Genomic DNA, 25,103 nt, shown 5'->3' on the forward strand with positions numbered 1-25,103 from the left:
CGCCCGCCGGCCGGCGTTGTCTTGTACGATCCGGCGCGCGATGACGAACGACCGAGACAACGACGGCGACGACGGCGACGCGGCCGCCCTCGGCGCCCGGGACCTCGGCCCCGCCCTGCTCGCGCTCATGGACGAGCTCACGGTCACGATGTTCTGCGCGAAGGACACCGCCGGCCGGTACGTCGCCGTCAACCCGACGTTCGTGCGGCGAGCCGGCGAACGGTCCCGGCGCGCGGTGCTCGGCCGGCGGGCGGAGGACCTCTTCGTCGCCCCGCTCGCCGAGCGCTACTCGGCGCAGGACGCCCGCGTGCTCGCCGGCGCGGAGCTGCGCAACGAGCTCGAGCTCATCCGCTCGCTCCACGGCCAGGCGCGGTGGCACCTCACCACGAAGCTGCCCGTACGGCAGGCGAGCGGCGCCGTCGTCGGCCTCGTCTCGATCTCGCAGGACCTCGGCGAGCAGCGCGCCGACGACGCCAGCCTCGCGTCGCTCGCGCGTGTCGTCGAGCGCATCCATGCCCGCCCGGGCGACGTCCCCTCGGTGGCGGACCTCGCCCGGGAGGCCGGCTGCTCGCCGGGCGTGCTGGCACGGCGGGTGCGCCGGGTGTTCCAGCTGTCGCCGGGGCAGCTGGTGCTCCGCGCCCGGATCGACCACGCCGCGGGCCTGCTCGCCGGCACGGACACACCCATCGCCGAGATCGCGCAGGCCAGCGGCTTCTACGACCAGGCGGCGTTCTCCCGCACGTTCGCGCGCCTGTCCGGGGAGACGCCGGCGCAGTTCCGACGGCGGGAGCGTCGCGTCACGCGGCCGTAACTCCCGAGCGCACCGCGCGACACGATCACGTGCCAGCCTGGAGAGCATGACGACGCAGTCCACGGCGTCGGGCCGGGTCCCGACGAACGCCCGCATCGTGGCGATGAGTGCCGCGCACTGGGACCGGGTCCACGCGATCTACGCGGCCGGCATCGCCTCCGGCCACGCCACGTTCGCCGAGGAGCCGCCGACCTGGGCGGAGTTCGACCGCGGGAAGCTCCCGGTGCTGCGGACCGTGGCGATCGACGAGGCCGGCCACGTGCTCGGATGGGCCGCGTGCAGCTCGACGTCGTCCCGCCTCGTCTATGTGGGCGTCGTCGAGCTGTCGCTGTACGTCGACCCGGCGGCCCGCGGCCGAGGGATCGGGACGCTCCTGATGTCGCACCTCGTCGCGGCGAGCGAGCGCGCCGGGTTCTGGACGCTGCAGTCGGCGGTCTTCCCGGAGAACACGGCGAGCCTGGCGCTGCACCAGGCGCACGGCTTCCGCACGGTCGGCATGCGGACGCGCATCGGGCGGATGACGCACGGGCCCCTGGCCGGGCACTGGCGGGACACCGTCCTGCTCGAGCGCCGCAGCACCGTGGTCGGCTGACCGCGTTCAGTCGACGTCGAGCCGGACGGTCGGGCCGGGTCGGTCGAGCACGGTGGCGAGCACGGCGTCGATGGCGAACGCGGTCGCGGCCGACAGGTCGACGGCGTCCGGGTCCAGCAGCCACTGGATCTGCAGCCCGTCCATCACCCCGATCACCGAGCTCGCCGCGTGGGACAGCCGCTCCTCCGACGGCGTGGGCCCGCCGCCGTCGGCAGCGGCGTCGCGCAGCGCCGTCACGATCTCCGCGCGGAGCACGGCGAACCTCTCCCGCGCCCAGTCGCTCGCCGAGTGCCCGTCCGTGACCGCCTCCGCGGTCAGCACGGTGTACGCCTGCACGACGCCCCGCCGTCGCGCGTTCTTCTCGGCCGTCCGCTCGAGGTGGCTGAACATGCCCCGGCCGCCGGGCATGTGGTGACCTTCGACGTCCGCGACGTCGATCCGGTCACGCAGGCGGAGCACCTCCTGCAGCAGGAGGTCCTTGGAACCGAAGTGGTGCAGGACACCGGCCTGCGTGATGCCGACCTGCTCCGCCACGTCGGCCAGGGAGCCCGCGTGGTAGCCCTTCGACCCGAAGACCTGCATCGCCGCCTGCACGATCTCCGCGCGGCGCTCCTCACGTGCGGGCCGCAGCCTCGTGGGCGCAGCACCGCCACGTCTCCGAGCAGCCGGTCCATCCACCATGACCGCACCCTACGGCCCGTCGCGGCCCGCTCCTGCACCCCGTCCGCGAGCGGCGTGACGGGCGCTGCCCCGTCTCCCTACCGCTCCGCGCCCGGAGTCTCCGCCGGCGCCCCCTGATCGGCGATCCACGCGTCCTCGGCGGCGTAGTCGAACTGCGGCGTCTGGGAGTCGACCCACGCGAACGTGGGGAACGCCTCCCGCCAGTCCTGGCTCGCCGTCACCTCGCGCATCCAGTCGATCTCCCCCGGAAGAGCGTCGTCGTAGGAGGTGACGGCGCGGTAGCCGAGCTCGCGTTCGGCGGCGCTCATGTCCAGCACGAAGGGCCACGGAAGGCCCCACGGGGAAGCGCCCAGCCCGGCCACCGCCGGCCCCGCCATCGGGTGCACGCGCACCTCGGCGCCGACCACCCCGTAGACGCGCCGCACGATGTCGGCGACGGTCGGCGCGCTCGGGTCGCCGCCGTTGAGCACCCGGTCGCCCGGGTTCGCCGCCGCGAGCCGCACGAGCTCCGCGAGGTTGGCAGCGGCGACCGGCTGGAACCGGCTCGCGCCGTCGTGCGCCAGGACCACGTCCCGCCGCCCGTCGAGCACGCGCTTGAGCGCGAACCACTCGCGGGGATTCGTCGCCCTGGGTCCGTGGATCGCGCCGGCCCGCAGGAGCGTCGCCGGCACCGGACAGGCGAGCCACGCCTCCTCCAGCTCGACCTTCCCGCCCGCGTACGTCTCGCCGTCCGCCTCCACCACGCGCTGCCCCTCCGTCACGGGCAAAGGCGGCGGCGGGTGGTCGTCGCCGAGAAGCGGCCGTCCGTCGTCGGTCGCGTAGACCGCCGCGGAGGAGATGACGACGGCGCTGCCGACGTCGAGCCCCTGCACGGCCCGGGCGTGCTCCGCCCGCATCGCGACGACGTCGACCACGACGTCCGTCCCGGACCCGACGGCGGCACGCAGGACGTCCGGGTCGTGCGCGTCGCCGATCACCTCGCGCACACCGAACGGGCCGAGCTCGGCGTCGAGAGGTCGCGACCCGCGATGGACGAGCGTGACCTCCCACCCGTCTCGGGCGAGCGCCGCCGTCGCCGCCACACCGATCAGGCCGTTGCCGCCGAGCACCACCGCGCGTCGCGTCATGACCGCGACGCTACGAGCGCCGGGCGCCCGGGACCAGCGGTTCTGCCGTCGGCAGAGCGCGGCGGGGCGCGCGGCAGCACGCACGCCGCGTGCGACGATCAGGGGATGACGACGTCGAACGCCACGCCTGACGCCCCGGAGACCCCCGAGCCCGAGTCCACGCACACGTTCGAGACCCTGTGGACGGAGCGGGTCGGAGCACGCACCTACGTCGGTCGCAACGAGCGCGGCGGCGAGGTGCGCATCGGCCCGCAGGAGCTCGCCGGTGCGTTCACTCCGGGGGAGCTGCTCGCGATCGCGCTCGCCGGGTGCACCGGCATGAGCGCCGACTCGCCGATCGCCCGCCGCCTCGGTGACGACGTCGCGATCAGCGTGGGCGCGACGCGCATCAAGGACGTGCCCGGCAACCGGTACGGCCAGATCTCGCTGGAGATCGTCGTCGACGCCGCGAGCCTCGACGAGGCCGGCCGCGCCCAGCTGCAGAACGTCGCACGGCGCGCCGTGGACAGCCAGTGCACGGTCGGACGCAGCATCGAGCCGCCCGGCGTGCACGTCGATCTCGCGTTCAGCGACGAGGGGTAGCCGTGCCACGGCCGCGCTGGTTCCGGTTGCCCTCCACCGGCCACCTGCCGACGCTCGAGGACGTCCTCGACGGCGCGCTGACGGTGCCGTCGACGCTCGTCCGGTCGCAGGTGGACAGGCTGCGGAGCCGCCGGCCGGACGCGACGCCCGCCGACGTCGTCGCCATGCTCGAGCGCCGCTACCTGCTCACCGTGAGCGGGATGGGTGGCGCTGTCGGCGCGACGGCGGCGGCCCCCGGGCTCGGCACGGGTGCGGCGATCGCGCTCACCGCCGGGCAGGTCGTGACGTTCCTCGGCGCCTCGGCCGCGTTCGCGCTGTCCGTGGCGGACGTGCACGGTATCGCCGTCGACGACGCCGAACGCCGGCGCGCGCTGCTCCTCGCCGCGCTGCTCGGGCCGTCGGGCACCCGCGTGGTCGAGGAGGAGATCGGCGTGGGTACCGCCCTGTGGGGCCGCGCGCTGCTCACCCGCCTCCCGCTGACCACGGTGAAGAGCGTGAACGCGACGCTCGCCCGGAAGGTCGTGCGGACGACGACGGCGCAGGTCTCCTCCGTGATGATCGGGCGCCTCGCGCCGTTCGGGATCGGCGCGATCGTCGGGATCGTCGGCGGCCGGGCGCTCGGCGGCGGTGTCGTCCAGGCGACGCGGGACGCGTTCGGCCCGGCGCCGGCCGACTTCGTGCGCGAGATCGGCCACGGGCCGGCGGACCTCCCCGAGCTCGAGCCCCTCCTCATCGAGGCGGTGCCCCTCGCGCTGGAGGCGGGACCGAGCGCTGCCGCGACTCCGGCCTGACCCGCCGACGCCCGTCCGCGGCCCGATCCCGGACCGGGGTGCGCGGAGCCGCCCCGACGGGGAAGACTGGTGGCCATGACCAGCGCCCCGATCCCCACCGTCACCCTGCGACCCGGAGTCGACATCCCGCTGCTCGGCCTCGGCACCTGGCAGGCCACGGGCACGGACGGCTACGACTCCGTCCGCGCCGCCCTCGACCTCGGCTACCGCCACGTGGACACCGCCCGCGCCTACGGGAACGAGGACCAGGTCGGGCGTGCCGTCGCCGACTCGGGCATCGACCGGAGCGAGGTGTTCGTCACGACGAAGCTCCCGCCCGAGGAGGCGGGCGACGCGCCCCGGATCATCGACGAGTCCCTGGAGCGGCTCGGCTTCGACTACGTCGACCTGTGGCTCGTGCACTGGCCGCCGAACAAGCAGGCCCGCCCGGACGTGTGGGCCGACGTCGTCGCCGCGCAGGAGGCCGGGAAGGCCCGCGCGATCGGCGTCAGCAACTACTCCCCCGCCCAGATCGACGAGCTGACGGCGGCGACGGGTGTGACGCCGTCGATCAACCAGATCCCGTGGAGCCCGTCCGACTTCGACGCCGACCCCGTGGCGGCGCACCGCGAACGCGACGTCGTGCTCGAGGGCTACAGCCCGTTCAAGCGCACCAACCTCGAGGACCCCGTGCTCACCGCCATCGCGGACGCGCACGGCGTCACGACGTCGCAGGTCGTGCTCCGGTGGCACCTCGACACCGGCGTCGTCGTCATCCCGAAGTCCGTGCATCCCGACCGGATCGCGGCGAACCTCGACGTGGCCGGGTTCGCGCTGGACGCCGACGAGGTGGAGCGGATCAGCGGCCTCGGCGGCTGACGCCCCTGACCGCACGCCCAGTCAGACCCCAACGTTCGACTCAGACCCTCCGGCGGGTCTGAGTCGAACGCTGGGGTCTGACTCGTCTGGGGCGCCGTTGACGACGACGCCGCCTCGCCGTACAGTACCGAACTGTTATGAAACCTCTCGGTTATGCGAACGCGGGAGCGCCGCCGTCGAACTCCCGGCTCGACGCGACGTTCGCCGCCCTGGCCGACCCCACGCGCCGGGCGATCCTGGTGAGGCTGCGGGCCGGCGAGGCCACGGTCACCCAGCTCGCCGCGCCGTTCGCGATGACGCAGCCCGCCATCTCGAAGCACATCAAGGTCCTCGAGCGGGCCGGCCTCGTGACCCGGGGCCGGGTCGCACAGAGCCGCCCGGTGAGGCTCGCGGCTGAGCCCCTGGCGGAGGCCACCGAGTGGCTCGCGGCGTACCGGGACTTCTGGGAGTCGCGCTTCTCCCGGCTGGACGCGCTGCTCGACGACCTCCGGGAGCAGCGATGAGGTTCGCCGGGACGCTCGCCGTCACGACGCCGTCGGAGACGGAGCTCGAGGTGGTCCGCCGGTTCGACGCCCCCCGCGACCTCGTGTTCGCCGCGCTCACGCAGCCGGCGCTCCTGCGGCGGTGGCACGGCGCCGACGGCTGGGACCTCGTCGTGTGCGACGTCGACCTGCGCGTCGGTGGCGCGTGGCGCTTCGTCGCGCGCGGCCCTGCCGGCGAGCCGGACATGGGCTACGGCGGGGAGTTCGTCGAGGTCGAGCCGCCGTCGCGGCTCGTGCAGACCGAGCGGTTCGACGACGCCTGGTACACCGGCATCGCGCACGTCACGACGGACCTCGCCGAGTCAGACGGCGTCACGACCCTGCGCATGCGGATCCGGTACGCCTCCCGCGAGGTGCGCGACGCCGTCGTCGCCTCACCCATGTCGCGCGGCATGACCGAGGGCTACGACCGCCTGGCCCGCCTGCTCGCCACCGAAGAAGGAGATGTGTCATGACCCATTCGCCGATGAGCTGGTCCTTGGAGGTGGTCGTGGTCCCCGTGTCGGACATCGACGCCGCCAAGGCCTTCTACGCCGACAAGCTCGGCTTCGCCGTCGACCACGACACAGTGATCAACGAGAACGTGCGCATCGTGCAGCTCACGCCGCCCGGTTCGGGGTGCTCGATCGTCATCGGGAAGGGTGCGGTGCCGGACATGCCGCCCGGGTCCCTGCAGGGCCTGCAGCTCGTGGTGCCCGACATCGAGGCCGCCCACGCGCAGCTGGTGGAACGCGGGGTCGACGTGAGCGAGGTGCAACGACTCGGGGAGAACCCGCAGCCGATGCCGCACCCCCTCGACAACGTCGGGTTCGTGTTCTTCTCCGACCCGGACGGCAACGGGTGGGGAGTGCAGCAGATCTCGACACGCGCGCAGACCGGGGTGCCGATCGCGCCCGTGACGTGAGGTCCTGCGACGGTTCCGGCGCGCCGGAGCCGCGTCGGCGCGGAATGCTCTCCGGGGCACGCGAGTTGTCGCCACCGTGACCACTCCGCCTCCGCGCGCCCGCCCGCCTCTGTCCGTGCTCGACCTGGCCTCCGTGAGCGAGGGGATGTCGAGCGGCGACGCCCTCGCGGCGACGACGGCGATCGCGCGCCGGGCGGACGAGCTGGGCTTCGCGCGGTTCTGGGTCGCGGAGCACCATTCGATGCCGGCTGTCGCCTCGACGACGCCGCCGGTGCTCATCGCGCACCTCGCAGCGGCCACGGAGCGGATCCGCGTGGGCTCGGGCGGCGTGATGCTGCCGAACCACGCACCGCTCGTGGTCGCCGAGCAGTTCGCGATGCTCGAGGCGCTGCACCCGAGCCGGATCGACCTCGGGATCGGCCGCGCACCGGGGGCGGACCCGGCCACGGCGGCGGCGCTGCGCCGTACCGCCGACGGCAGCGACGTCGCCGACTTTCCGCAGCACGTGCTCGACGTCCTCGGCCTGCTCGGCGACCCGCGCGGCGCGACCGGCCTGGCGATGCGGTTCACCGCCACGCCCGCGGCCGACGGCGGCCCTCGCCCCGGTGCGTCGGCTCCCCCGGTGTGGTTGCTCGGCTCCTCCGGGTACAGCGCGCAGCTCGCCGGCGAGCTCGGGCTGCCGTTCAGCTACGCGCACCACTTCAACACGCCGTACACGGACCAGGCGCTGGCGCTGTACCGCTCGTCGTTCCGCCCCTCCCCGGCGCTCGACGCGCCCCGCGCGATGGTGAGCGCCTCGGTGATCGTGGCGGACACGAGTGAGGAGGCGGACTACCTCGCAGGCCCGAGCCGCGTCATGGCGCTGAGCCTGCGGCGGGGCACGCTCGCCCCGATCGTCCCGCCCGAGCGGGCCGCGAAGATTCTGAGTGACCTGAGCGAGGTCGACCGCGCGCAGCTGGACCAGCTGCCGGGCACCCAGATCCGCGGGACCGCCGAGCACGCCGTCACCGAGCTCGAGGCGCTCGCCGCCCGCACGCAGTCCGACGAGCTCATGGTCACCGCGACGACGTTCGACCCCGCCACGAGAATCGGCACGCTGGAGGCGCTCGCCGCCGCCTGGTGACGGTGCCACGGGCGTGCTGGGCGCGCTCGGGTCCGCGAGTGCGGAGTGTGCGTCCGAGTGCGGTGCGTGCCGGTCCGCGCTCGGACGCCCACCCCGCACTCGGCGGAAGGTGAGGCCGTGGGAGGCCCGTGATGGGATGGGCCCATCCGAGCGAAGGAGCACGTCATGACGGACCCGACGATCGCCGTCGTCCTCCGCCCCCAGGTCGCACCGGAGCGGCTGCGCGAGTCCGTGCGCGCGGCCGAGTCGGCCGGCCTCGAGGAGGTCTGGCTGTGGGAGGACTGCTTCCTCACCGGCGGCATCTCGACGGCGGCGCTCGCGCTGGCGTGGACCGAGAGCCTGCGCGTCGGTGTCGGCCTGCTGCCGGTGCCGCTGCGCAACCCCGCGCTCGCGGCCATGGAGCTGGCGACGCTCGAACGCGTCCATCCCGGGCGGTTCCTGCCCGGGCTCGGGCACGGGGTGCTGGACTGGATGGGTCAGGTCGGCGCGCGGGCGGCCTCGCCGATGACGCTGTTGCGGGAGTACACGGTGGCCGTGCGGTCGCTGCTCGCCGGTGAGCGCGTGGACGCCGCCGGCGACTACGTGCAGCTGGACGGCGTGGCTCTGGACTGGCCGCCGGCCGCACCGCCGCCGGTCTACCTCGGTGCGACGGGTGCGCGGACGCTGCGCCTCGCCGGCGAGGTCGCCGACGGCACGATCCTCGTCTCCTCGACCGGCCCCGACGGCGTCCGGGCGGCGCTCGAGCACGTGCGCGAGGGGCGCGAGGCCGCCGGTCGCACGGACCCGCACGAGGTCGTCGCGTACGTGTCGTTCGCGCCCGGTCCCGACGGCGCCGAACGGGTGCGGCGCGAGCACGAGCCGTCGCGCGTGCTGGACCCGGAGCGCGCCGCCCTGGTCGGCGACGTCGCGGCCATGCGCGAGGTCGTGGCCGCGTACCGCGACGCCGGCGTCACGACGATCGCGCTCGAGCCGGTGGCCGAGGACCCCGAGCTGACCGGGGTCATCGACGTCGCCGCCGAGCTCGCGGGGCGCTGACCCGCATCTGGTCAGCTGGCCGAGCCGGCATCCGAGCTCGGGGTGAGTCGTTCTCGCGGTGCTACGTCACTGATCCACCACACGGATCAGTGACGTAGCCGACCGGGCCCCTCCCGCAGCCCTACGTCACTGATCCACCACACGGATCAGTGACGTAGCCGACCGGGCCGCTCCCACAGCCCTACGTCACTGATCCACCACACGGATCAGTGACGTAGCCCGCCGGAACGACCCGCGCCCAGGGCGGGCCGGCCCAACGCGCGCCGCGGCAGCACGCGGCGCGGCGCGGCCCGATCAGCGCAGCGCAAGCCGCGCGACGTGCGCGGCGGTCTCCCGGACCAGCTCGGCCGTCCGCGGGAGCAGCGTCTCGAGCGGCACCGGACCGGGCGCGATCGAGAACGCCGCCGTCAGCCCGGCCCGCGCGACGGCTCCCGCGTCCAGCTCGACGCGACCGGCGATCGCGACCACCGGGACGTGCCCGCCGGCCAGCTCGGCGATCGTGCCGACGACCTTGCCCTGCACGGACTGGTCGTCCAGCGCGCCCTCGCCGGTGAGCACGAGGTCGGCGCCGGTGAGCAGCACCGGCAGCCCCACCGCCTCCGCTACGAGCAGCCCCCCGGCCGTGATCTCGACGCAGTCCGCGCCGAGCACCCCCAGCAGTCCCGCGGGGACTCCCCCGGCGGCTCCGGTGCCGGGCACGGCAGGGTCCGCGCCGATCACGGCCGCCCAGCGCGCGAGCGCAGCGTCGAGCGCGGCGACGTCGTCGGGGGCGGCCCCCTTCTGCGGGCCGTAGACGGCGGCCGCGCCGGCGGGACCGAGGAGCGGGTTCGTGACGTCGACGGCGAGCCGCCACCGCACCGCCCGCGCCCGCGGGTGGAGCGCGGCGTCGTCGACCGCAGCCAGGCGCGCCAGGCCGCCGCCGCCGGGGGGCAGCTCAGCGCCGTCGTCGTCGAGCAGTCGCACGCCGAGCCCCCGCAGCAGGCCCGACCCTCCGTCCGTGCTCGCGGATCCGCCGAGGCACACCAGGATCTCCGCGACGCCGGCGTCGAGCAGTGCCCGCGCCACGACACCGGAGCCGGTCGTGTCCGCGTCGCGCGGCCGCGGGGCGACGTCGGCGACGGTCGGGAGCCCGCTCGCCTCCGCGAGCTCGAGCACGCCGAGCCGCCCGTCGGCGCTGATGCCGTACCGGGCGCGGCCCGGCCGGCCGAGGGCGTCCGGGGCGTCGACCGCGCGGGGCGCGACACCCCAGGAGGCGAGCAGCGCATCGAGGGTGCCCTCGCCGCCGTCGGCCATCGGGCACGCGACGACGTCCGCGTCGCTCCGCGCCGAGCGCACGCCGTCCGCCATCGCCGCAGCGACATCGGCGGCGGCGAGCGAGCCCTTGAACGAGTCGGGGGCGACGACGACGCGCGGGACGCTGCGGGTGGGATCGTCGTCGCTCACGCCGTGCACGATAGCGACGACGACGCCGGCGACGTCGTCGTCGTCCGACACACGAACCGATACACCCGGGTCTGTCGGCGCCGCGCCCTACCCTGGGAGGCGTGACGCTCACCGACGCGGCCGCCGCCCCCCGGACCGACACGCAGTACGAGGATCTCCTCGCCGAGGTGCTCGCCGACGGCGCGCACAAGTCCGACCGCACCGGGACCGGCACGCGGAGCGTGTTCGGCCGGCAACTGCGCTACGACCTGCGCCACTCCTTCCCGCTCGTCACCACGAAGCGGGTCCACGTGAAGTCCCTCGTGCACGAGCTCCTGTGGTTCCTGCGCGGCGAGTCGAACGTGCGGTACCTGCAGGAGAACGGCGTGCGGATCTGGAACGAGTGGGCGGACGACGACGGCGAGCTCGGCCCGGTCTACGGCGTCCAGTGGCGCTCGTGGCCCACGCCCGACGGTGGCCACATCGACCAGATCGCGCGTGTGGTGGAGAACCTGCGGACGGACCCGGACTCGCGGCGGCACATCGTCTCCGCGTGGAACGTGGCCGAGCTCGACGACATGGCGCTCGCGCCGTGCCACGCCCTGTTCCAGTTCTACGTGGCGAACGGCGAGCTCTCGTGCCAGCTGTACCAGCGCAGCGCCGACCTGTTCCTCGGCGTGCCGTTCAACGTCGCGAGCTACTCGCTGCTCACCCACATGGTCGCGCAGCAGACCGGGCTGGCCGTCGGCGACTTCGTGTGGACGGGCGGGGACTGCCACATCTACGACAACCACACGGAGCAGGTCCGGGAGCAGCTGGCGCGGGACCCGTACCCGTTCCCGACCCTCGCGCTGCGCCAGGCGCCGTCGATCTTCGACTACGCCTACGCCGACGTCGAGGTGGTGGGCTACCAGCACCACGCCCCGATCGCCGCGCCGATCGCCGTCTGAGGCGAGCCCAGGGCGAGCGATGATCGGGATGATCTGGGCGCAGGCCCACGACGGGGTGATCGGCGCCCGCGGCACGGTGCCGTGGCACGTGCCCGAGGACTTCGCGCACTTCAAGGCGACGACGCGCGGCCACGCCGTCGTCATGGGCCGCGCCACGTGGGACTCGCTGCCCGACCGCTACCGGCCCATGCCCGAGCGGCGCAACGTCGTCGTCACGCGGCAGGTGGACTGGTCGGCCGACGGCGCCGAGCGGGCCGGGTCGATCCCGGACGCCCTCGAGCGGTGCGCAGCCGAGCCGGAGACGTGGATCATGGGCGGCGCCCAGATCTACGCCGAGGCGATGCCCTACGCCGACACGCTCGTGGTCACGCAGCTCGACCTGGCCCTCGACGTCGAGGGCGCACCGGACGTCGTCCACGCGCCGCCGATCGGCCCGGAGTGGCGGATCGCGACGGACACGTGGGACGGGACGTGGCAGACGTCGCGGACGGGCGTGCGCTGGCAGGTCCACCAGTACGTGCGGGCCTGACGTCAGGCGCGGACGGCGACCACCCGGTCGATGTCCACGTGCGCGACGCTGTCGGAGTCCGGCGGCGACATCCAGAACGCGACGTCGAAGCTGCGCCCGTACGTGCCCGGAATCTCCACCGTGCGGAACTCCTCGCCGCCGACCTGCTCCACCGTGAGGTCGATCGTGGGAGTCCCCGGGTACACGCCCATCCGCATGGCGACGGCGTCGTCGGCGGCGTCGCCGGTGTCGGCCCGGACGACGGCGTGCAGCCGCCACGGGCCGTCGTCGGGCAGCTGGCCGAGGTTCAGCTGGAAGCCCCAGTCGGGGACGTCGCCCGGCATCCGCGCGAGGTAGCCGTCGGACGCCGCGTCGTCCGCCAGCACGCTCGTCACGGGCGGGTACAGGTCGAGCTCGAGCACCGAGAAGTCCGCCCAGTCGGACTCCGGCAGCCCGGCGGCCTCCTCGGGCACCGGCGCCTCGCGGGGCATGACCGACACCAGCGTGCGCAGCCAGCCCATGTCGCCGATCGCGGGACCGCCGAGGATCTCCCGGAACGCCGTCGTGCCGGCGTCCGAGAGCGCGCGCAGCACCCGCCGCAGCCGGCGCTCGACGTCGAGGTCCCACGAGATCCCGAGGCGCTCCGCGTCGCGGGCGAAGATCCGGCGCTGCTTGAGGACCACGAGGTCCATCCCGATGCGGGCCTCGCGCACGTGCGCGAGGCGCTCATGGTCCCGGCGCACCGCGCGCTCCGCTGCGGCGAGCAGCTGGTCCGCCCGGTGGGCGGTCTCGACGTCCAGGTACGGCACCACGACGGTGTCCACGTAGCACGGGAGCCGCATCTGCGTCCGCTCGAACGCGTCGGAGAGCAGGTCCATGTACTCGGCGACGTGCCGTCCGCCGGCGCCGTAGAAGCCGTCGGCGAACTCGCGCACGAGCGCGGCGGCGTCCTGCTCCGGGTCCCACAGCAGCCGCGCCAGCACCCACATGCGGAGGTCGGCGAGCTCCGCGCCGCCTCCCATGTCCCAGGCCGCCTGGCCGAAGTAGCCCTGGATCCCGCGCTCGGCGAGCTGCGCGACGCTCGTGAACATCGGCCGGTAGTTCGGGAACGGCATGAGGTAGTCGTGGAAGTTGGTGTTGTACGTCCACACCACGATCTCGCCCGTGAGGTCGGACCACCCCTGGATCGCCGCGGAGAACTCCGCGTTGCCGTCGTCGATCAACGGCCGCCCGAAGTCCGCCTGCAGCGGGGCCATCGTCACGACCACGCCGTCGTCCACGGAGAGGTCGGTCGGCGGAACGAGGCTGAACAGGTACGCGAGCGTGCCGATGCGGGCGCCGGGGATCTCCTGGCGGACCCGCTCGGCGACCTCGTTCACCATGTCGATGACGGGCGCGGACAGGGCTCCGCCGTGCGCGTCGGCGAACGCCCGGCTCTCCGCGTCCGGCGTCCACCCCCAGTCCATCTGGCCGAACCCGTGGGCCGCGGGGCCGCCCTCGGCGAGCTTCGCGTCGATGCGCCGCACGAGCTCCGTGGCGGCGGCCTCGCGGGTGCGTGGCTCCATCGCCAGGAGCTGCCCGCCGGACCAGAGCTGCTGGTCGGGGACGATCTGGTGGAAGTTGTGCGTCTCCCACGGCCAGTACCCGGACCACGTGTCGACCTCCGGCGGTGCGGGGACCTCGCGCGCCTCGAGACTGCGGCCGTTCAGCAGGTTGTGCTGCCGGCACACGGGGTCGAACCCGTCGGACGCGAACACCTCCCGGAAGCGGAAGCGCGGCACGTGGTCGCCGTCGACGTCACGGCGCCGCAGGCTGAGCCGGCGCTCGTCGGGCACCGCGGTGTACGTCGGTGCGAACCAGCGCACGCCGCACAGCCGGTCGAGGAACCAGGACACGCCGTAGAGCGTCCCGCGCTCCGTCCCACCCGCGATCAGCACGTCGTCGCGCGAGCCACGCCGCGCGGAGAACGTCCGGAGCGCGAACCCGTCGTCGCCGAGCGCCGCGGGGTCCACGCCGACGGCGCCCGCGTCGACGCCGTGCTCGCTGTCGAGCGTCTCGGCGCGCCCCACGAGCAGCACCTTCCGGCCCCGCCCGCGCGGCGGAGCGGAGACCAGGTCGAACCGCGCGCCCGTGATCTCGTGCAGGTAGTCCGCCAGCTCCTGGGCGGCGTGCCGCACCACGGGTGTCTCGTCCGCGGCCACCTGCACCACGTAGTCCGTGCGGCCCCCCGAGGCGAGCACGAGCCGCCCGCCGCCCGCTCCGTGCGTCTCGGCCCCGGCGGCGGTGGCCGTCGCGAGCGTCCCGGCCACCCCGACGACACCGGCCCCCAGCACCGTCCGGCGCGTCGTCCCCCTCGCCTGCGGGACGTCCGCGGGCCCGCCTCGCGCCGTCAGCCCCTGCGCCACTCGATCCGTCGGCTGCTCGGTCATCGTCGACTCCTGCCCGTAGACTTGAAGCGCTTCAATGCCGCCCGACGCTAGGACGCGTCCCTAGCCTTGTCAATGCCCCCGAGCCGGAGAGGACCCCGCGCCCGATGCCCGTGACCATCGCCGACGTCGCCCGCCGCGCCGCCGTCTCCCCCGGCACCGTCAGCAACGTCCTCAACCGCCCGCACATCGTGCGCGAGGCCACCCGCACGCGCGTCGAGGCCGCCATGGCCGAGCTCGACTTCGTGCCCAACCGGCAGGCGCGGGCGCTCGCCGGCGGGCTCAACCGCAGCATCGGGCTCGTCATCCACGACGCGGCCAACCCCTTCTTCGCCCAGGTGGCCGACGGCGCCGACGACGTCGCCGTCGCGCACGGGTACGGGCTCGTCCTCACCAGCAGCCGGGCGTCCCTCGCCCGGCAGGAGGCGTCGCTGCGCATGTTCGCGGAGCAGCGCGTGTCCGGCGTGCTGCTCGCCCCCACCGTCGACGGGCCGACGACGGCGGACCGGTTGCGGCAGGCGGGCATCGCCGTCGTGATCGTGGACTTCCCGGGAGGAGCGAGCGAGTGCTCCGTCACCGTCGACGACGTGACCGGCGGAGCCGTCGCCGCGCGCCACCTCCTCGACCTCGGCCGGAGGCGGATCGCGTTCGTCGGCGGCCCGCACCGGGTCCGCCAGCACGCCGACCGGCTCACCGGGGTGCGCCGGGCCGCCCGGGACGCGCGCCGCACCTCGGGCGCGGGCGTCAGCGTGCGGGTCCTCGAGGTCGAGGAGCACACGGTGGAGCACGGGCGCCGCGCAGGCGCGCGGCTGGCGGCCACACCCGGCGACGTGGACGCCGTCGTCTGCGGGAACGACCTCCTGGCCGTGGGGGTGATCAGCGAGCTCACCGGGGCGGGCGTCCGGGTGCCCGAGGACGTCGCCGTCGTGGGCTACGACGACGTCGACCTCGCCGCGCTGGTGGCCGTCCCGGTCACGTCGGTGCGCCAGCCGATGGCCGAGATCGGGCGTGCGGCGATGCGTCTGCTCCTCTCCGAGCTCTCCGGCGACGAGCACGTCCACGAGCACCTGCGGTTCGAGCCCGAGCTGGTCGTGCGCGCCTCGACCACCGCCGGCTAGCGGCGGCGACACCGGGCGGCGACCCGTCCCCCCGGCGCCGCTCGCGCGCCTAGGCTGGAGCGGATGACGGACGACGACGCCGAGCCCCGCACCGCGTGGCGACCGACCGCCCTGGTCGCGCTGCTGCTGGGCGTGCTCGCGATCGGCGCCGCCCTGCGGGGTCCCTGGGCGCTGAACCCGCCGCGCCTCGACCCGAGCGACGAGGCGCCCACGGATCCGGCCCCCACCGAGTCGCTCGTCCCGCAGCCGGGCGTCGAGCTCCCGCCGGACCTGCCGACGCTGTCCGGCTCACCGGACGTGCCGACGTGGGTCGGCATCGTGCTCGCTGTCGTGGTCGGAGCGGCGCTCGTCGCCGTCGTCGTCGTCCTCCTGCGCCGCTACGCGAGGTCCTGGCTGCGGGGTCGGCGGGTCGTCGCCCCGCCGACCATCGGTCGCGTCGGCGCGGACACCGAGGCGGAGGAGCTCCCCGACCTCGGTGAGGCCACGCAGGCCGCGCGGCGTGCCCTGGAGGAGCAGGCGGAGCCCCGCGACGCGATCGTCGCGGCCTGGGTCGAGCTGGAGCGCGCCGCCACAGCGGCCGGCCTGCAGCGCGCGGCATGGCAGACGCCCACCGAGTTCATCCACAGCGTCCTCGTTCGCACGGAGGCCGACCCGCCCGCCGTGACGCGCCTGCGCGAGCTGTACGAGGCCGCCCGGTTCGGCACCGCGGAACCCGGCACGGACGCCGTCGCCGACGCCGCGCTCGCGCTCGCCGCGATCGAGGCGAGCTGGCAGGTGCGCCGATGAGCCTCCTGCGCCGGCTGTCCCGGCGCGCGTGGGAGGTCATCGCCGTCGTCGCCGTCGTCGCGTTCGTCGCGTGGGTGCTGCGCGGCTCCCTGCTCGACGTGCTGCTCAGCGCGCTCGTCACGGTCGGGTTCATCGCCGTCGGGCACGCCGTCCCGTTCGGCGAGGCGACGGAGTGGCCGCGGCTGCCCGCGACCGAGCGGTCCGGCCGCCGCGCCGAGGTCTACCAGCTGTCGTGGAGCATGACGACGCGGGGCAACCTGGTCGACGACGCCGCCGTCCGCCGCCTGCGTGCCGTCGCCGCCGACCGGCTCGACCTGCTCGGCCTCGACCTCGACGAGGTCGACGACGACGCCCGGATCGCCGCCACCCTCGGCGCTCGGGCGCACGCCGTCCTCACCCGCGCCGAGGGCGGCACGAGCCTCGCCGAGGTCAGCGTCGTCCTCACCGCCCTCGAACGCCTCGATCCGACGACGCATCCCACCAGGAGTCCCGCATGACGTCACCCCTGCCCGTTCCCGAGGTCGCCCGGCTCGGCGCCACCGTGCTCGACGAGGTGGGCACCGTCGTCGTCGGGATGGACGAGGCGCTGCGCACCGCGCTCGCCACGATCCTCGCCGGGGGCCACGTGCTGCTCGAGGACGTGCCCGGGCTGGGGAAGACCCTGGCCGCGCGCAGCCTCGCGAGCGCCCTCGGCCTCGACTTCCGGCGCCTGCAGTGCACCCCCGACCTCCTGCCCGCCGACATCACCGGCTCGTACGTGTTCGACCCGGCGACGACGAGCTTCGAGTTCCGCGCCGGACCGGTCTTCACCGGGCTCTTCCTCGCGGACGAGATCAACCGGACGCCGCCCAAGACGCAGTCCGCGCTGCTCGAGGCGATGGCCGAGCGCCAGGTGACGGTCGAGGGCACGAGCTTCGCGCTGCCCGCCCCGTTCCACGTCATGGCGACGTCGAACCCGGTCGAGTACGAGGGCACCTACCCCCTGCCCGAGGCGCAGCTCGACCGGTTCATGGTGCGGCTCGCCGTCGGCTACCCCACCCGCGCGGCGGAGCAGGAGGTGCTCACCCGGCGGCTCGCGCGCCAGCGGGAGGACACGAGCGTCCGCGCCGTCGTCGACGACCAGACGCTGCTCGAGATGCAGGCCGGGGTCGAGCAGGTGCACGTGGACCCCGACGTGGTGGCCTACTGCGTGGACCTCGCCGCCGCGACGCGCAGCCACGCCCACGTCGAGGTGGGCGCGTCACCGCGCGGCTCCCAGTCGCTCATGCTCGTCTCCCGCGCCCGGGCGGTGCTGGACGGCCGCAACTTCGTGACGCCGGAGGACGTGAAGGCGGTCGCGGCGCCGGCGCTCGTGCACCGGCTCACGCTGACGCCGCAGGCCTGGGCGTCCGGCGTCGACCCGTCGTCGGTGGTCTCCGAGCTGCTCGGGAAGGTGCCGGGGCCGGCGACGACGGCGCAGGTCCGGTGACGACGCCGTCAGGGGCGCCCCGGCCGTTCGCGGCCGTCGGGTCGGCACGGCCCACGTGGCGACCCGGCCTCGCCGCCGCGTCGGTCGCCGTCGCGGCGATCCTGCTCGCGTTCGTCGGACTGCTCGCGGCGCGCCCCGACGTCGCGCTCCTCGGCGCGCCGATGCTCCTCACCGTCGCGTACGCGCTCGCCCGCCCTCGCGGCGTCCCCGCCGTGCGCCTGCGCGAGCAGCACGTGCGGGCGGAGGCCGGGCGGTTCACCGGCGCGCTGGAGATCGACGACGGCGGCGCCTCGACCGTGCGTCTGCGGGTGAGCACGCCGGGCTTCCGCAGCGTCGAGGCGCTCCTCGCCGCCGACGCCCGCGCCGAGGTGGCCGTCGTCAGCGCCCGGACCGGGCCCCAGGAGTTCTTCCGCACCGACTGGATCGCGGAGGGCGTCGACGCGGCGTTCGTGACGGAGCCGCGGCTCGTGCCCGCCGTCCGAGTCACCGTCGAGCCCGCGATGCACGCGCTCGGCCAGCAGCCGCTGCCGTTCCGGCTGCTCGGCCTCACCGGGGCGCACACGGGCCGCCGGCCGGGTGACGGCGACGACCTGCACGACATCGCCCCGTTCGCCCCCGGCGACCGCCTCCGCCGGATCGACTGGCGGGTCACGGCCCGGCGCGGCACGCAGAGCGGGGCGGCGACGGAGCTGTACGTGCGCCGCACCAGGGCGCGCGCGGACGCCGTCGTCATGCTGGTCGTCGACAGTCGTGACGACGTCGGCGCCGACGTCGTCACGTGGGCGGGCGGGATCCCGGTCCCGCGCGACGAGCCGACGTCCCTCGACATCGCGCGCGAGGCGGCGGCGTCGATCGGCCGGGCGTTCCTGGCCGGCGGCGACCGCGTGGGCCTCGAGGACCTGTCGGTGCGGCGGCGCGGCGTCCGGCCGGGCTCGGGGCGTGCGCACCTCGACCGCATCACGTACCGGCTCGCGCTCTCCCGCCCGGAGGGTGATCCGAGCCGCCGGCTCCGGCCGCCGCAGGTCCCCTCCGGCGCCCTCGTGGTGCTGGTCTCGACCTTCCTCGACGCGCAGAGCGCCCGGATGGCGCGCCTGTGGCGGGCGTCGGGCCACCGCGTCGTCGCCGTCGACGTGCTGCCCGCGACCCGCACCGACCGCCTCGACGACGCCGAGCTCACCGCGTACCGGCTGGTCGCCCTCGCCCGCTCGACGGCGCTCGAACGGCTGGTCCGGGAGGGCGTGGAGCTCGTCAGCTGGACCGGACCCGGGGGGCCGGTGGCGGCGTCGGTCGCGCTCGCCGCCCTGCGGCGCGCCCGCCCCGCGGAGGCCCGCCGATGAGCACGAACCACGGACTTCCCCCCGTCGAGCTGTCCGCCGGGCGCGTCGTGCGCGGCTGGGTGGTCCGGCTCGCGACCTGCCTCGCCGCGCTCGGCGCCTCGTTCGCGACGGTGCCGCAGCTCGGCGAGCTCGTGCTGCTCGCCCTCGCGATCGCCGTCATCGCGGTGCGACCCGGCTCCGGGATCACCGGCGTCTGGCTGGCCGGGCTCGGCATCGTCCTGCTCCGCGACCCCGAGATCCTCGCCCCGCCGCTCCTGGCCGCTCTCGTGCTCGGCGCGCACGCGACGCACTACCTCGCGCGGTTCGCGGGCGTGGGGCCGCGGGCCGCCGTGCAGCTCGCGGCGCTGCGCGTCGACCTCCCCGTCGCCCTCGCCGCGCAGGCCACCATCCAGGTCCTCGCGTTCCTGGCCGGCGCCCTCGCCCGCGCCGAGGCGCCCGGGCAGGCGGCGTGGTTCGCCCTCGCCGGGGTGCTCGCGCTGCTCGGGGTCACGGCTCTCCTCCTGCCGCCGCTGGTGCGTGCCGCGCGAGGATGAGCTCGGCGGGCCACGCCGCGACGCGCCACAATGGGTCGCATGCCAGAGCTGCCGGAGGTCGACGCTCTCGGCGAGTTCCTGCGGGAACGCGTCGTGGGGCGCGAGATCGTCGCCGTCCACATCGCCCAGATCGGCGCCCTGAAGACGTTCGACCCGCCGCTCACCGACCTGGTCGGGCGCACCGTCACCGGCGTGGAGCGGCACGGGAAGTGGCTCGACCTCGCGCTCGGGCGGCGCGGCGATGCCGATGACGGCGAACCGCACCTCGTCTTCCACCTCGCCAAGGCGGGATGGTTGCGCTGGAAGGACGAGATGCCGCCCGCGTCCACGCCCGCGGGTCGTCCCATGGGCCGGCGCGCGGGGCCGCTCGCGCTGCGGGTGTGGCTCGACGACGGCGCCGGCTTCGACCTCACGGAGGCCGGCACGCGCAAGCGGCTCGCCGTGCACGTGGTCGGCTCGCCGGAGGAGGTCGGACCGATCGCGAGCCTCGGCTTCGACCCTCGCTCCGAGCTGACCGCCGAACGCCTGGGGGCGGCGCTGCGGACGCGCAACCAGCAGCTGAAGGGCGCCCTGCGGGACCAGACGCTGGTCGCCGGGATCGGCAACGCCTACTCGGACGAGATCCTGCACGCGGCGCGGATGTCCCCGTTCACGCTGACGAAGTCGCTGACGGACGACGACGTCGCTCGCCTCACGGACGCGACCCGCCAGGTGCTCGACGCCGCCGTCGCGGCCGCGAGCGGGAAGCCGGCGGCCGAGCTCAAGGACGCGAAGCGCCGAGGCATGGCCGTCCACGGGCGGACCGGCGAGACGTGCCCGGTGTGCGGCGACGTCGTCCGCGAGGTCTCCTTCGCGGACCGCAGCCTGCAGTACTGCGCCACGTGCCAGACCGGCGGCGTGCCCCTGGCGGACCGCAGGATGTCGAAGCTCCTGCGCTAGCGGGTCGGTCCGCCGCCGCCCGCCGCCGTGTCATCCGCTGCGGAGCCTTCCTCGTCTCTCCGCAACGGATGACACGGGCGGGTCGGGCCGGGCTACTGCCCGCCGAGGCCGGTCGTCGCCACGCCGCGCACGATCTGCCGCTGGAACAGCATGAACACCACGAGCAGCGGGAGCGCCGCGAGCATCGCGGAGGCCATCGTGCGGGCGTACTGCAGCCCGTACGTCTCGGTGACGGTCGCGATGCCCACCGGGATCGTCATGAGCGCCGAGTCGGTCGTCACGATGAACGGCCACAGGAAGTTGTTCCACGCGCCGATGAACGTGAAGATCGCGACGGCCACGAGGATGGACTTCGACAGCGGGACGGCGATCGTGAAGAACGTCCGCCACGGTCCCGCGCCGTCCACGCGGGCGGCGTCGAGCAGCTCGCTGGGGATGCCGTCGAAGAACTTCTTGAGGATGAACACCATCACGGGCGCCACGACCTGCGGGAGGATGATGCCCGCGTACGTGTCGACCATCTGGAAGGCCAGCATCTGCTGGAACAGGGGCACGATGAGGATCTGCCCCGGCACCATGATCGACGCCACGGTGAGCGCCAGAGCGAACGCCCGCCCACGGAACATGGTGCGGGAGAACGCGTAGCCGGCCATCGCGGAGACGACCACGGTGATCAGTGTGACGAGCACCGCGGTGATGACCGAGTTCAGCATCCAGATCGGCAGGTCGCCCTTCGTCAGGACGTTGGTGTACGCCTGGAGCGACCACCCGCTCGCGGGCCAGACCGTGGCCGCGCTGGCGGCGTCCTGCTCGGTCTTGAACGACGTGATGATCGCCCAGGCGAACGGCAGGAGCCAGACGAGCGTCATGAGCACGAGCGCGATGACGGCCAGTGTCCGGGCGGACGCGCTGGACCCGAGCAGGAGTCGGGTCGCGCGGCGGTTGTCCGCGCCGCGGATCGCGCGACGTGTCGCGACCTCGGGCAGGACGAGCGATGCGGTCGCCATGTCAGGCCTCCTTCCGTCGGTTGAACAGCTGGATGAGCGACAGCACGATGATCAGCGCGAAGAAGATGTACGAGATCGCCGAGGCGTAGCCCAGCCGGTAGTTCACGAAGCCGGTGTCGTAGATGTAGAGCAGCGTGGAGCGGGTGGTTCCCGCCGGACCGCCGCCGGTGAGCAGGTAGATCTGGTCGAAGACCTTGAGCGAGGCCAGGACCTGCAGGATCAGCACGAGCCACGTGGTCCGGCCGAGCTGCGGGATGGTCACGGAGAAGAGACGCCGCCAGGCGCCCGCGCCGTCGATCGCCGCCGCCTCGTACAGGTGCTCCGGGATCGCCTGCAGCGCGGCGAGGTACAGCAGGAAGTTGAAGCCGACCGTCCACCAGACGGTGACGAGGGCGATCGACCACATCGCGAACCGCTCGTCGGTCAGCCATCCGACGGGATCCAGTCCCAGGTTGCCGAGCCAGGTGTTGAACAGCCCCAGGTCCGGCTGGAACATCCAGCCCCACACCTGCGTCACCACGGCGACGGGCAGGAGGAACGACGCGAAGAACGCGAATCGCCACAGCCACTGGCCCGGGAGCCCGGTGAACACCAGCAGCGCCATGACGAGGGCGACGATCACCAGGGGGATCGTGCTGATGACCGTGAAGAAGACGGTCTGCCAGAGCGTCTGCCAGACCTGCGCGTCCCCGAACGCCTCGATGTAGTTCTCGAGGCCGACGAGCCCGGGGTTCGTGCCGATCAGCGTGCGGTCCGTGAAGCTCATCCAGAGGCCGTACACGATCGGCCAGATCAGGAAGAGCAGGAAGACGATCGCGAACGGGGCCAGGAACCAGTACCCGCTCAGTCCGCTGTGGAGGCGCTGGGCGCGGCGCTCGGCCTCACGTTCGGCCCGACGGCGGGACTTGCGGACGTCGGCGGAGGGCGGTACGGCGGCTGTGGAAGTGGTGGCGCTCATGTGTCTCTCCTTCCTACGCCGGTGCCGGCGTCGCGAGGAACGTGTTCATCTCGCGGATCATGGTGTCGACGGAGTCGCGGGCGCTTCCCAGCCCCTGGAGCGCCGTCTGCATCGCCTGGCACATCCGGTTCTGGAAGTCGCTGCCGGACCCCGCGAACCAGACGGGCGGGTCGAGGAAGATCGACTCCGCGGCCTGCGCGTAGTTGCTCTGCGGCACGAGGTCCTGGTACTCCGGCGACTCCACCACCGGGATGAGGGATGGGATGTGCCCGGCCCCGGCCCACGTCAGACCTTGCTTGAGGATCGCCCCGAGGACCTCGTACGTGGCCTCGCGCCGCGCCGGGTTCGGCGTCAGCTGGCGCGGGAGCACGTAGCTGTGCGAGTCGCCGAATGCGGCGGGGGTGCCGAACATGACCGGCACCGGGGAGCCACCGAGGTCCGGGAACGCGCCCTGGAGGCTCGTCTTCTCCCACACGCCGGAGAGGATGAGTCCGGCCTGCTCGGTGGTGAAGTTCGCGATCGCGCTCCCGTAGTCGCTGTTCGGCGCCGCGACGGTGCCGTCGAGCATCGACTGCATGAACTCGAGGAGCTCGACCGCCGTGCCGTCGTCGAACCCGACATCCTGGCCGGGCGTGAAGTCGTACTCCGCCCCGGACTGCCCGTACAGACCCCAGAAGAGGCGCCACGCCTGGGCGGGGTCGCTGAGGTACCCGTAGGCGATGCCCTGGGCACCCGTGACGTCGGCCATCGCACGCCCGGCGTCGAGGAACTCGTCCGGGCTCGTGATCTCGATGAGCGTGCCGTCCGGGTTGAGCAGGCCGGCGGGCTCAGCGATCGCGGGGTTGTAGAACGTGATGAACGGGTGGGTGTCCAGGGGCAGCGCGTACATCTCGTCCTGGAACAGGCACCGTTCGAAGAGTGCGGCGGGGATGTCGGACTCGCGGATCCCCACCTGCTCGAGCATGTCCATGTCGAACGGCTCGAGCAGCCCACCCGGCGCGTACCCGATGAGACGGGACAGGTGCATGACGGCGGCCTCGGGAGCCCGCCCCCCGGTCGAGGCCATGGCGAGCTTCGTGTAGTACGGCGCTCCCCAGGCCAGGGTCGTGCGATCGATGGAGATGTCGGGCAGCTCCACGCGGACCTCGTCGACGATCTCCCCCATGATCTGGCCGTCGGAGCCACCCAACAGGTCCCAGATCCGGACCAGGGTTCCCGATGTCGCTGCCCCTGCGATGCTTCCGGCGCAGCTCGACAGACTGCCTGCCGCGACCAGTGCCCCCGCCCCCAGCGTGCCTTGCATCATCGTTCGTCGGCTGGGTCCGCGTGCCCCGGGATCCGGGGCTCGCTCGGCGGTGCCGTGGGTCATCGTCGACCTCCTCGCTGGTGCGGTTCGCGTCGTCGCGGACCGCCATCCCGATTCTAACGTTGCACACAGTGATGTACGGCACACTTCGTGTCAAGGAGGCGCTTCGATGGATCACACCCCAGGTCAGGAGCCGGTCAAGCAGGGCACCGCTCTCGACCCGTTACCCCTGCCCGGACCACCCCGCAGACCCGGGATCAAGGACGTCGCCGCCCTGGCCGGGGTCTCGTGGAAGACGGTCTCGAACGTCATCAACGGGTCGGCCCCGGTCCGGGAGCAGACCCGCGCGCGCGTGGAGGCCGCCGTCGCGGAGCTCGGGTACCGCCCGAACCTCTCCGGCCGCCACCTGCGGCAGGGGCGCAGCCACCTGCTCGCGCTCGCGTTCCCCGAGATCCGCAACCCGTACTTCGCGGACCTCGCGCACGCGGTGATCCTGACGGCGCAGGAGCACGGATACACGGTGCTCATCGACGAGACGTTCGCCGACGCCGGCCGCGAGCGTGTCGTGGCCGAGGGGTTCCATGTGCACCTGCTCGACGGCGTGTTGTTCTCCCCGCAGGCGCTGGCGCTGCACGACGTCGTCGCCGTGCGCGGGAACCTGCCGATGGTGATGATCGGCGAGCACGCCCTCCCCGCCCGGGGCGAGCCCGCCGTCGTCGACCACGTGGTCATCGACAACACCGCGTCCGCGCGGGAGGCGACCGCGCACCTGCTGGAGACCGGCCGACGGCGGATCGCGTTCCTGGGCGGGGAGGCCGGGCTCTCGTCGGGCACCGGTGCGCTGCGCCGCGCCGGCTACGAGGCAGCGCTCAACGCGGCCGGCCTGACCGCCACCTCGACGTTCCTCGCGGCGCAGTACACGCGCCCGGTCGGCGCGGCGACGGTGTCGGCGGGCATCGCGGCGTTCCAGGGTCCCGACGCGATCGACGCGCTCCTGTGCGCGAACGACCAGCTCGCGGTCGGCGCCATGCACGCGCTGCGCGAGGCGGGGCTGCGCGTGCCGCAGGACGTCGCCGTGCTCGGCTGGGACGACATCGAGGAGGGGCGCTACTCCCACCCGACCCTCACGAGCGTGTCGCCGGACGTGGAGGCGCTGGCCCAGCTCGCCGTCGAGCTGCTCGTGTCGCGGATCGAGGGTTCGCGCGAGCCGCCGCGTGTGCACATCGTCGCCCACACGCTCGAGGTGCGGGAGAGCACGGCACCGGCGACACCCGCGCCGACCGCGTGAACCGCCCAGGT

General features: G+C 74.0%; 27 protein-coding genes. 20 read left to right on the forward strand and 7 right to left on the reverse strand.

The window, feature by feature from the left end:
- Window positions 1-40: 40 nt before the first annotated feature.
- Together BCAV_RS14370 and BCAV_RS14375 are read left to right on the forward strand one after the other, a co-directional pair.
- Window positions 41-811: a helix-turn-helix transcriptional regulator gene (locus BCAV_RS14370; RefSeq protein WP_015883336.1), complete on the forward strand. Its 771-nt coding sequence runs from the start codon at window positions 41-43 to the stop codon at window positions 809-811.
- A gap of 46 nt (window positions 812-857) precedes the next feature.
- Window positions 858-1,403: a GNAT family N-acetyltransferase gene (locus BCAV_RS14375; protein WP_015883337.1), complete on the forward strand. Its 546-nt coding sequence runs from the start codon at window positions 858-860 to the stop codon at window positions 1,401-1,403.
- A gap of 6 nt (window positions 1,404-1,409) precedes the next feature.
- On the opposite strand, the gene BCAV_RS14380 is transcribed toward BCAV_RS14375, so the two are convergent.
- Together BCAV_RS14380 and BCAV_RS14385 are read right to left on the reverse strand one after the other, a co-directional pair.
- Entirely contained in the window at window positions 1,410-2,084 is a 675-nt protein-coding gene (locus tag BCAV_RS14380) for a TetR/AcrR family transcriptional regulator (protein WP_050761743.1), read from the reverse strand.
- A gap of 77 nt (window positions 2,085-2,161) precedes the next feature.
- On the reverse strand, window positions 2,162-3,211 hold the full coding sequence (locus BCAV_RS14385; protein ID WP_015883339.1) for an NAD-dependent epimerase/dehydratase family protein: 1,050 nt from the start codon (window positions 3,209-3,211) through the stop codon (window positions 2,162-2,164).
- A gap of 105 nt (window positions 3,212-3,316) precedes the next feature.
- On the opposite strand from BCAV_RS14385, the gene BCAV_RS14390 reads away from it, so the two are divergent.
- The 8 genes from BCAV_RS14390 to BCAV_RS14425 all read left to right on the forward strand — a co-directional run bounded on the left by BCAV_RS14390 (window position 3,317) and on the right by BCAV_RS14425 (window position 9,046).
- Window positions 3,317-3,793, forward strand: coding sequence for an OsmC family protein (locus BCAV_RS14390; protein ID WP_015883340.1), 477 nt, complete (start codon window positions 3,317-3,319; stop codon window positions 3,791-3,793).
- Between the two features lie 2 nt (window positions 3,794-3,795).
- A complete protein-coding gene (locus BCAV_RS14395) occupies window positions 3,796-4,584 on the forward strand; it encodes a hypothetical protein (protein WP_015883341.1) in 789 nt (262 codons plus the stop codon).
- A 75-nt stretch (window positions 4,585-4,659) separates the two neighbouring features.
- Window positions 4,660-5,442, forward strand: coding sequence for an aldo/keto reductase (locus tag BCAV_RS14400; protein WP_015883342.1), 783 nt, complete (start codon window positions 4,660-4,662; stop codon window positions 5,440-5,442).
- Between the two features lie 137 nt (window positions 5,443-5,579).
- Window positions 5,580-5,945, forward strand: a complete 366-nt coding sequence (locus tag BCAV_RS14405) for an ArsR/SmtB family transcription factor (protein WP_015883343.1) — start codon at window positions 5,580-5,582, stop codon at window positions 5,943-5,945.
- A complete protein-coding gene (locus BCAV_RS14410) occupies window positions 5,942-6,439 on the forward strand; it encodes an SRPBCC family protein (protein ID WP_015883344.1) in 498 nt (165 codons plus the stop codon). The genes BCAV_RS14405 and BCAV_RS14410 overlap by 4 nt, the downstream gene beginning before the upstream one ends.
- On the forward strand, window positions 6,436-6,888 hold the full coding sequence (locus BCAV_RS14415) for a VOC family protein (RefSeq protein WP_015883345.1): 453 nt from the start codon (window positions 6,436-6,438) through the stop codon (window positions 6,886-6,888). The genes BCAV_RS14410 and BCAV_RS14415 overlap by 4 nt, the downstream gene beginning before the upstream one ends.
- Window positions 6,889-6,964: 76 nt before the next feature.
- Window positions 6,965-8,011 carry an LLM class flavin-dependent oxidoreductase gene (locus tag BCAV_RS14420; protein ID WP_245528855.1) on the forward strand — a complete coding sequence of 349 codons (1,047 nt, stop codon included), beginning with the start codon at window positions 6,965-6,967 and terminating at the stop codon, window positions 8,009-8,011.
- Window positions 8,012-8,176: 165 nt separating this feature from the next.
- On the forward strand, window positions 8,177-9,046 hold the full coding sequence (locus tag BCAV_RS14425) for an LLM class flavin-dependent oxidoreductase (protein ID WP_015883347.1): 870 nt from the start codon (window positions 8,177-8,179) through the stop codon (window positions 9,044-9,046).
- 294 nt (window positions 9,047-9,340) lie between these two features.
- On the opposite strand, the gene BCAV_RS14430 is transcribed toward BCAV_RS14425, so the two are convergent.
- Window positions 9,341-10,489: a glycerate kinase gene (locus BCAV_RS14430; RefSeq protein ID WP_015883348.1), complete on the reverse strand. Its 1,149-nt coding sequence runs from the start codon at window positions 10,487-10,489 to the stop codon at window positions 9,341-9,343.
- A gap of 101 nt (window positions 10,490-10,590) precedes the next feature.
- Between BCAV_RS14430 and BCAV_RS14435 the strand changes: the two genes are divergently transcribed.
- Together BCAV_RS14435 and BCAV_RS14440 are read left to right on the forward strand one after the other, a co-directional pair.
- The gene (locus BCAV_RS14435; protein WP_015883349.1) at window positions 10,591-11,418 is read left to right on the forward strand and encodes a thymidylate synthase; all 828 of its coding nucleotides are present in this window, start codon (window positions 10,591-10,593) and stop codon (window positions 11,416-11,418) included.
- Window positions 11,419-11,437: 19 nt separating this feature from the next.
- Entirely contained in the window at window positions 11,438-11,947 is a 510-nt protein-coding gene (locus BCAV_RS14440; RefSeq protein ID WP_015883350.1) for a dihydrofolate reductase, read from the forward strand.
- A gap of 2 nt (window positions 11,948-11,949) precedes the next feature.
- On the opposite strand, the gene BCAV_RS14445 is transcribed toward BCAV_RS14440, so the two are convergent.
- Window positions 11,950-14,355, reverse strand: coding sequence for a DUF4838 domain-containing protein (locus BCAV_RS14445; RefSeq protein WP_015883351.1), 2,406 nt, complete (start codon window positions 14,353-14,355; stop codon window positions 11,950-11,952).
- A gap of 104 nt (window positions 14,356-14,459) precedes the next feature.
- Here BCAV_RS14445 and BCAV_RS14450 point away from each other — a divergent pair, with 104 nt between their 5' ends.
- The 7 genes from BCAV_RS14450 (at window position 14,460) to BCAV_RS14480 (ending at window position 20,533) form a co-directional block, all read left to right on the forward strand.
- Complete coding sequence (locus tag BCAV_RS14450) at window positions 14,460-15,470, forward strand: LacI family DNA-binding transcriptional regulator (protein WP_015883352.1); 1,011 nt, start codon at window positions 14,460-14,462, stop codon at window positions 15,468-15,470.
- Window positions 15,471-15,533: 63 nt separating this feature from the next.
- A complete protein-coding gene (locus BCAV_RS21695) occupies window positions 15,534-16,256 on the forward strand; it encodes a DUF4129 domain-containing protein (protein WP_015883353.1) in 723 nt (240 codons plus the stop codon).
- Window positions 16,253-16,753 (forward strand): hypothetical protein, encoded by a 501-nt coding sequence (locus BCAV_RS22995; protein WP_015883354.1) that lies wholly within the window; start codon window positions 16,253-16,255, stop codon window positions 16,751-16,753. The genes BCAV_RS21695 and BCAV_RS22995 overlap by 4 nt, the downstream gene beginning before the upstream one ends.
- Complete coding sequence (locus tag BCAV_RS14465) at window positions 16,750-17,724, forward strand: AAA family ATPase (RefSeq protein ID WP_015883355.1); 975 nt, start codon at window positions 16,750-16,752, stop codon at window positions 17,722-17,724. The genes BCAV_RS22995 and BCAV_RS14465 overlap by 4 nt, the downstream gene beginning before the upstream one ends.
- Window positions 17,721-19,061: a DUF58 domain-containing protein gene (locus tag BCAV_RS14470; protein WP_015883356.1), complete on the forward strand. Its 1,341-nt coding sequence runs from the start codon at window positions 17,721-17,723 to the stop codon at window positions 19,059-19,061. The genes BCAV_RS14465 and BCAV_RS14470 overlap by 4 nt, the downstream gene beginning before the upstream one ends.
- Window positions 19,058-19,594: a hypothetical protein gene (locus tag BCAV_RS14475; RefSeq protein WP_015883357.1), complete on the forward strand. Its 537-nt coding sequence runs from the start codon at window positions 19,058-19,060 to the stop codon at window positions 19,592-19,594. Before BCAV_RS14470 ends, BCAV_RS14475 begins: the two co-directional genes overlap by 4 nt.
- A gap of 39 nt (window positions 19,595-19,633) precedes the next feature.
- Window positions 19,634-20,533, forward strand: a complete 900-nt coding sequence (locus BCAV_RS14480) for an Fpg/Nei family DNA glycosylase (protein WP_043349986.1) — start codon at window positions 19,634-19,636, stop codon at window positions 20,531-20,533.
- 92 nt (window positions 20,534-20,625) lie between these two features.
- Here the strand turns inward: BCAV_RS14480 and BCAV_RS14485 are convergent, their stop codons facing one another.
- Genes BCAV_RS14485 through BCAV_RS14495 form a run of 3 tightly spaced genes read right to left on the reverse strand, consistent with a single transcriptional unit; the run spans window position 20,626 to window position 23,663 of the window.
- Window positions 20,626-21,540 carry a carbohydrate ABC transporter permease gene (locus tag BCAV_RS14485; RefSeq protein ID WP_015883359.1) on the reverse strand — a complete coding sequence of 305 codons (915 nt, stop codon included), beginning with the start codon at window positions 21,538-21,540 and terminating at the stop codon, window positions 20,626-20,628.
- 1 nt (window position 21,541) lies between these two features.
- On the reverse strand, window positions 21,542-22,498 hold the full coding sequence (locus tag BCAV_RS14490) for a carbohydrate ABC transporter permease (protein WP_015883360.1): 957 nt from the start codon (window positions 22,496-22,498) through the stop codon (window positions 21,542-21,544).
- 13 nt (window positions 22,499-22,511) lie between these two features.
- Window positions 22,512-23,663 (reverse strand): extracellular solute-binding protein, encoded by a 1,152-nt coding sequence (locus tag BCAV_RS14495; protein WP_245528858.1) that lies wholly within the window; start codon window positions 23,661-23,663, stop codon window positions 22,512-22,514.
- A gap of 310 nt (window positions 23,664-23,973) precedes the next feature.
- Here BCAV_RS14495 and BCAV_RS14500 point away from each other — a divergent pair, with 310 nt between their 5' ends.
- Entirely contained in the window at window positions 23,974-25,092 is a 1,119-nt protein-coding gene (locus tag BCAV_RS14500) for a LacI family DNA-binding transcriptional regulator (RefSeq protein WP_015883362.1), read from the forward strand.
- The last annotated feature ends 11 nt before the right edge of the window (window positions 25,093-25,103 follow it).

It is taken from the genome of Beutenbergia cavernae DSM 12333 (genome assembly GCF_000023105.1).
In the GTDB taxonomy this organism is placed as follows: domain Bacteria; phylum Actinomycetota; class Actinomycetes; order Actinomycetales; family Beutenbergiaceae; genus Beutenbergia; species Beutenbergia cavernae.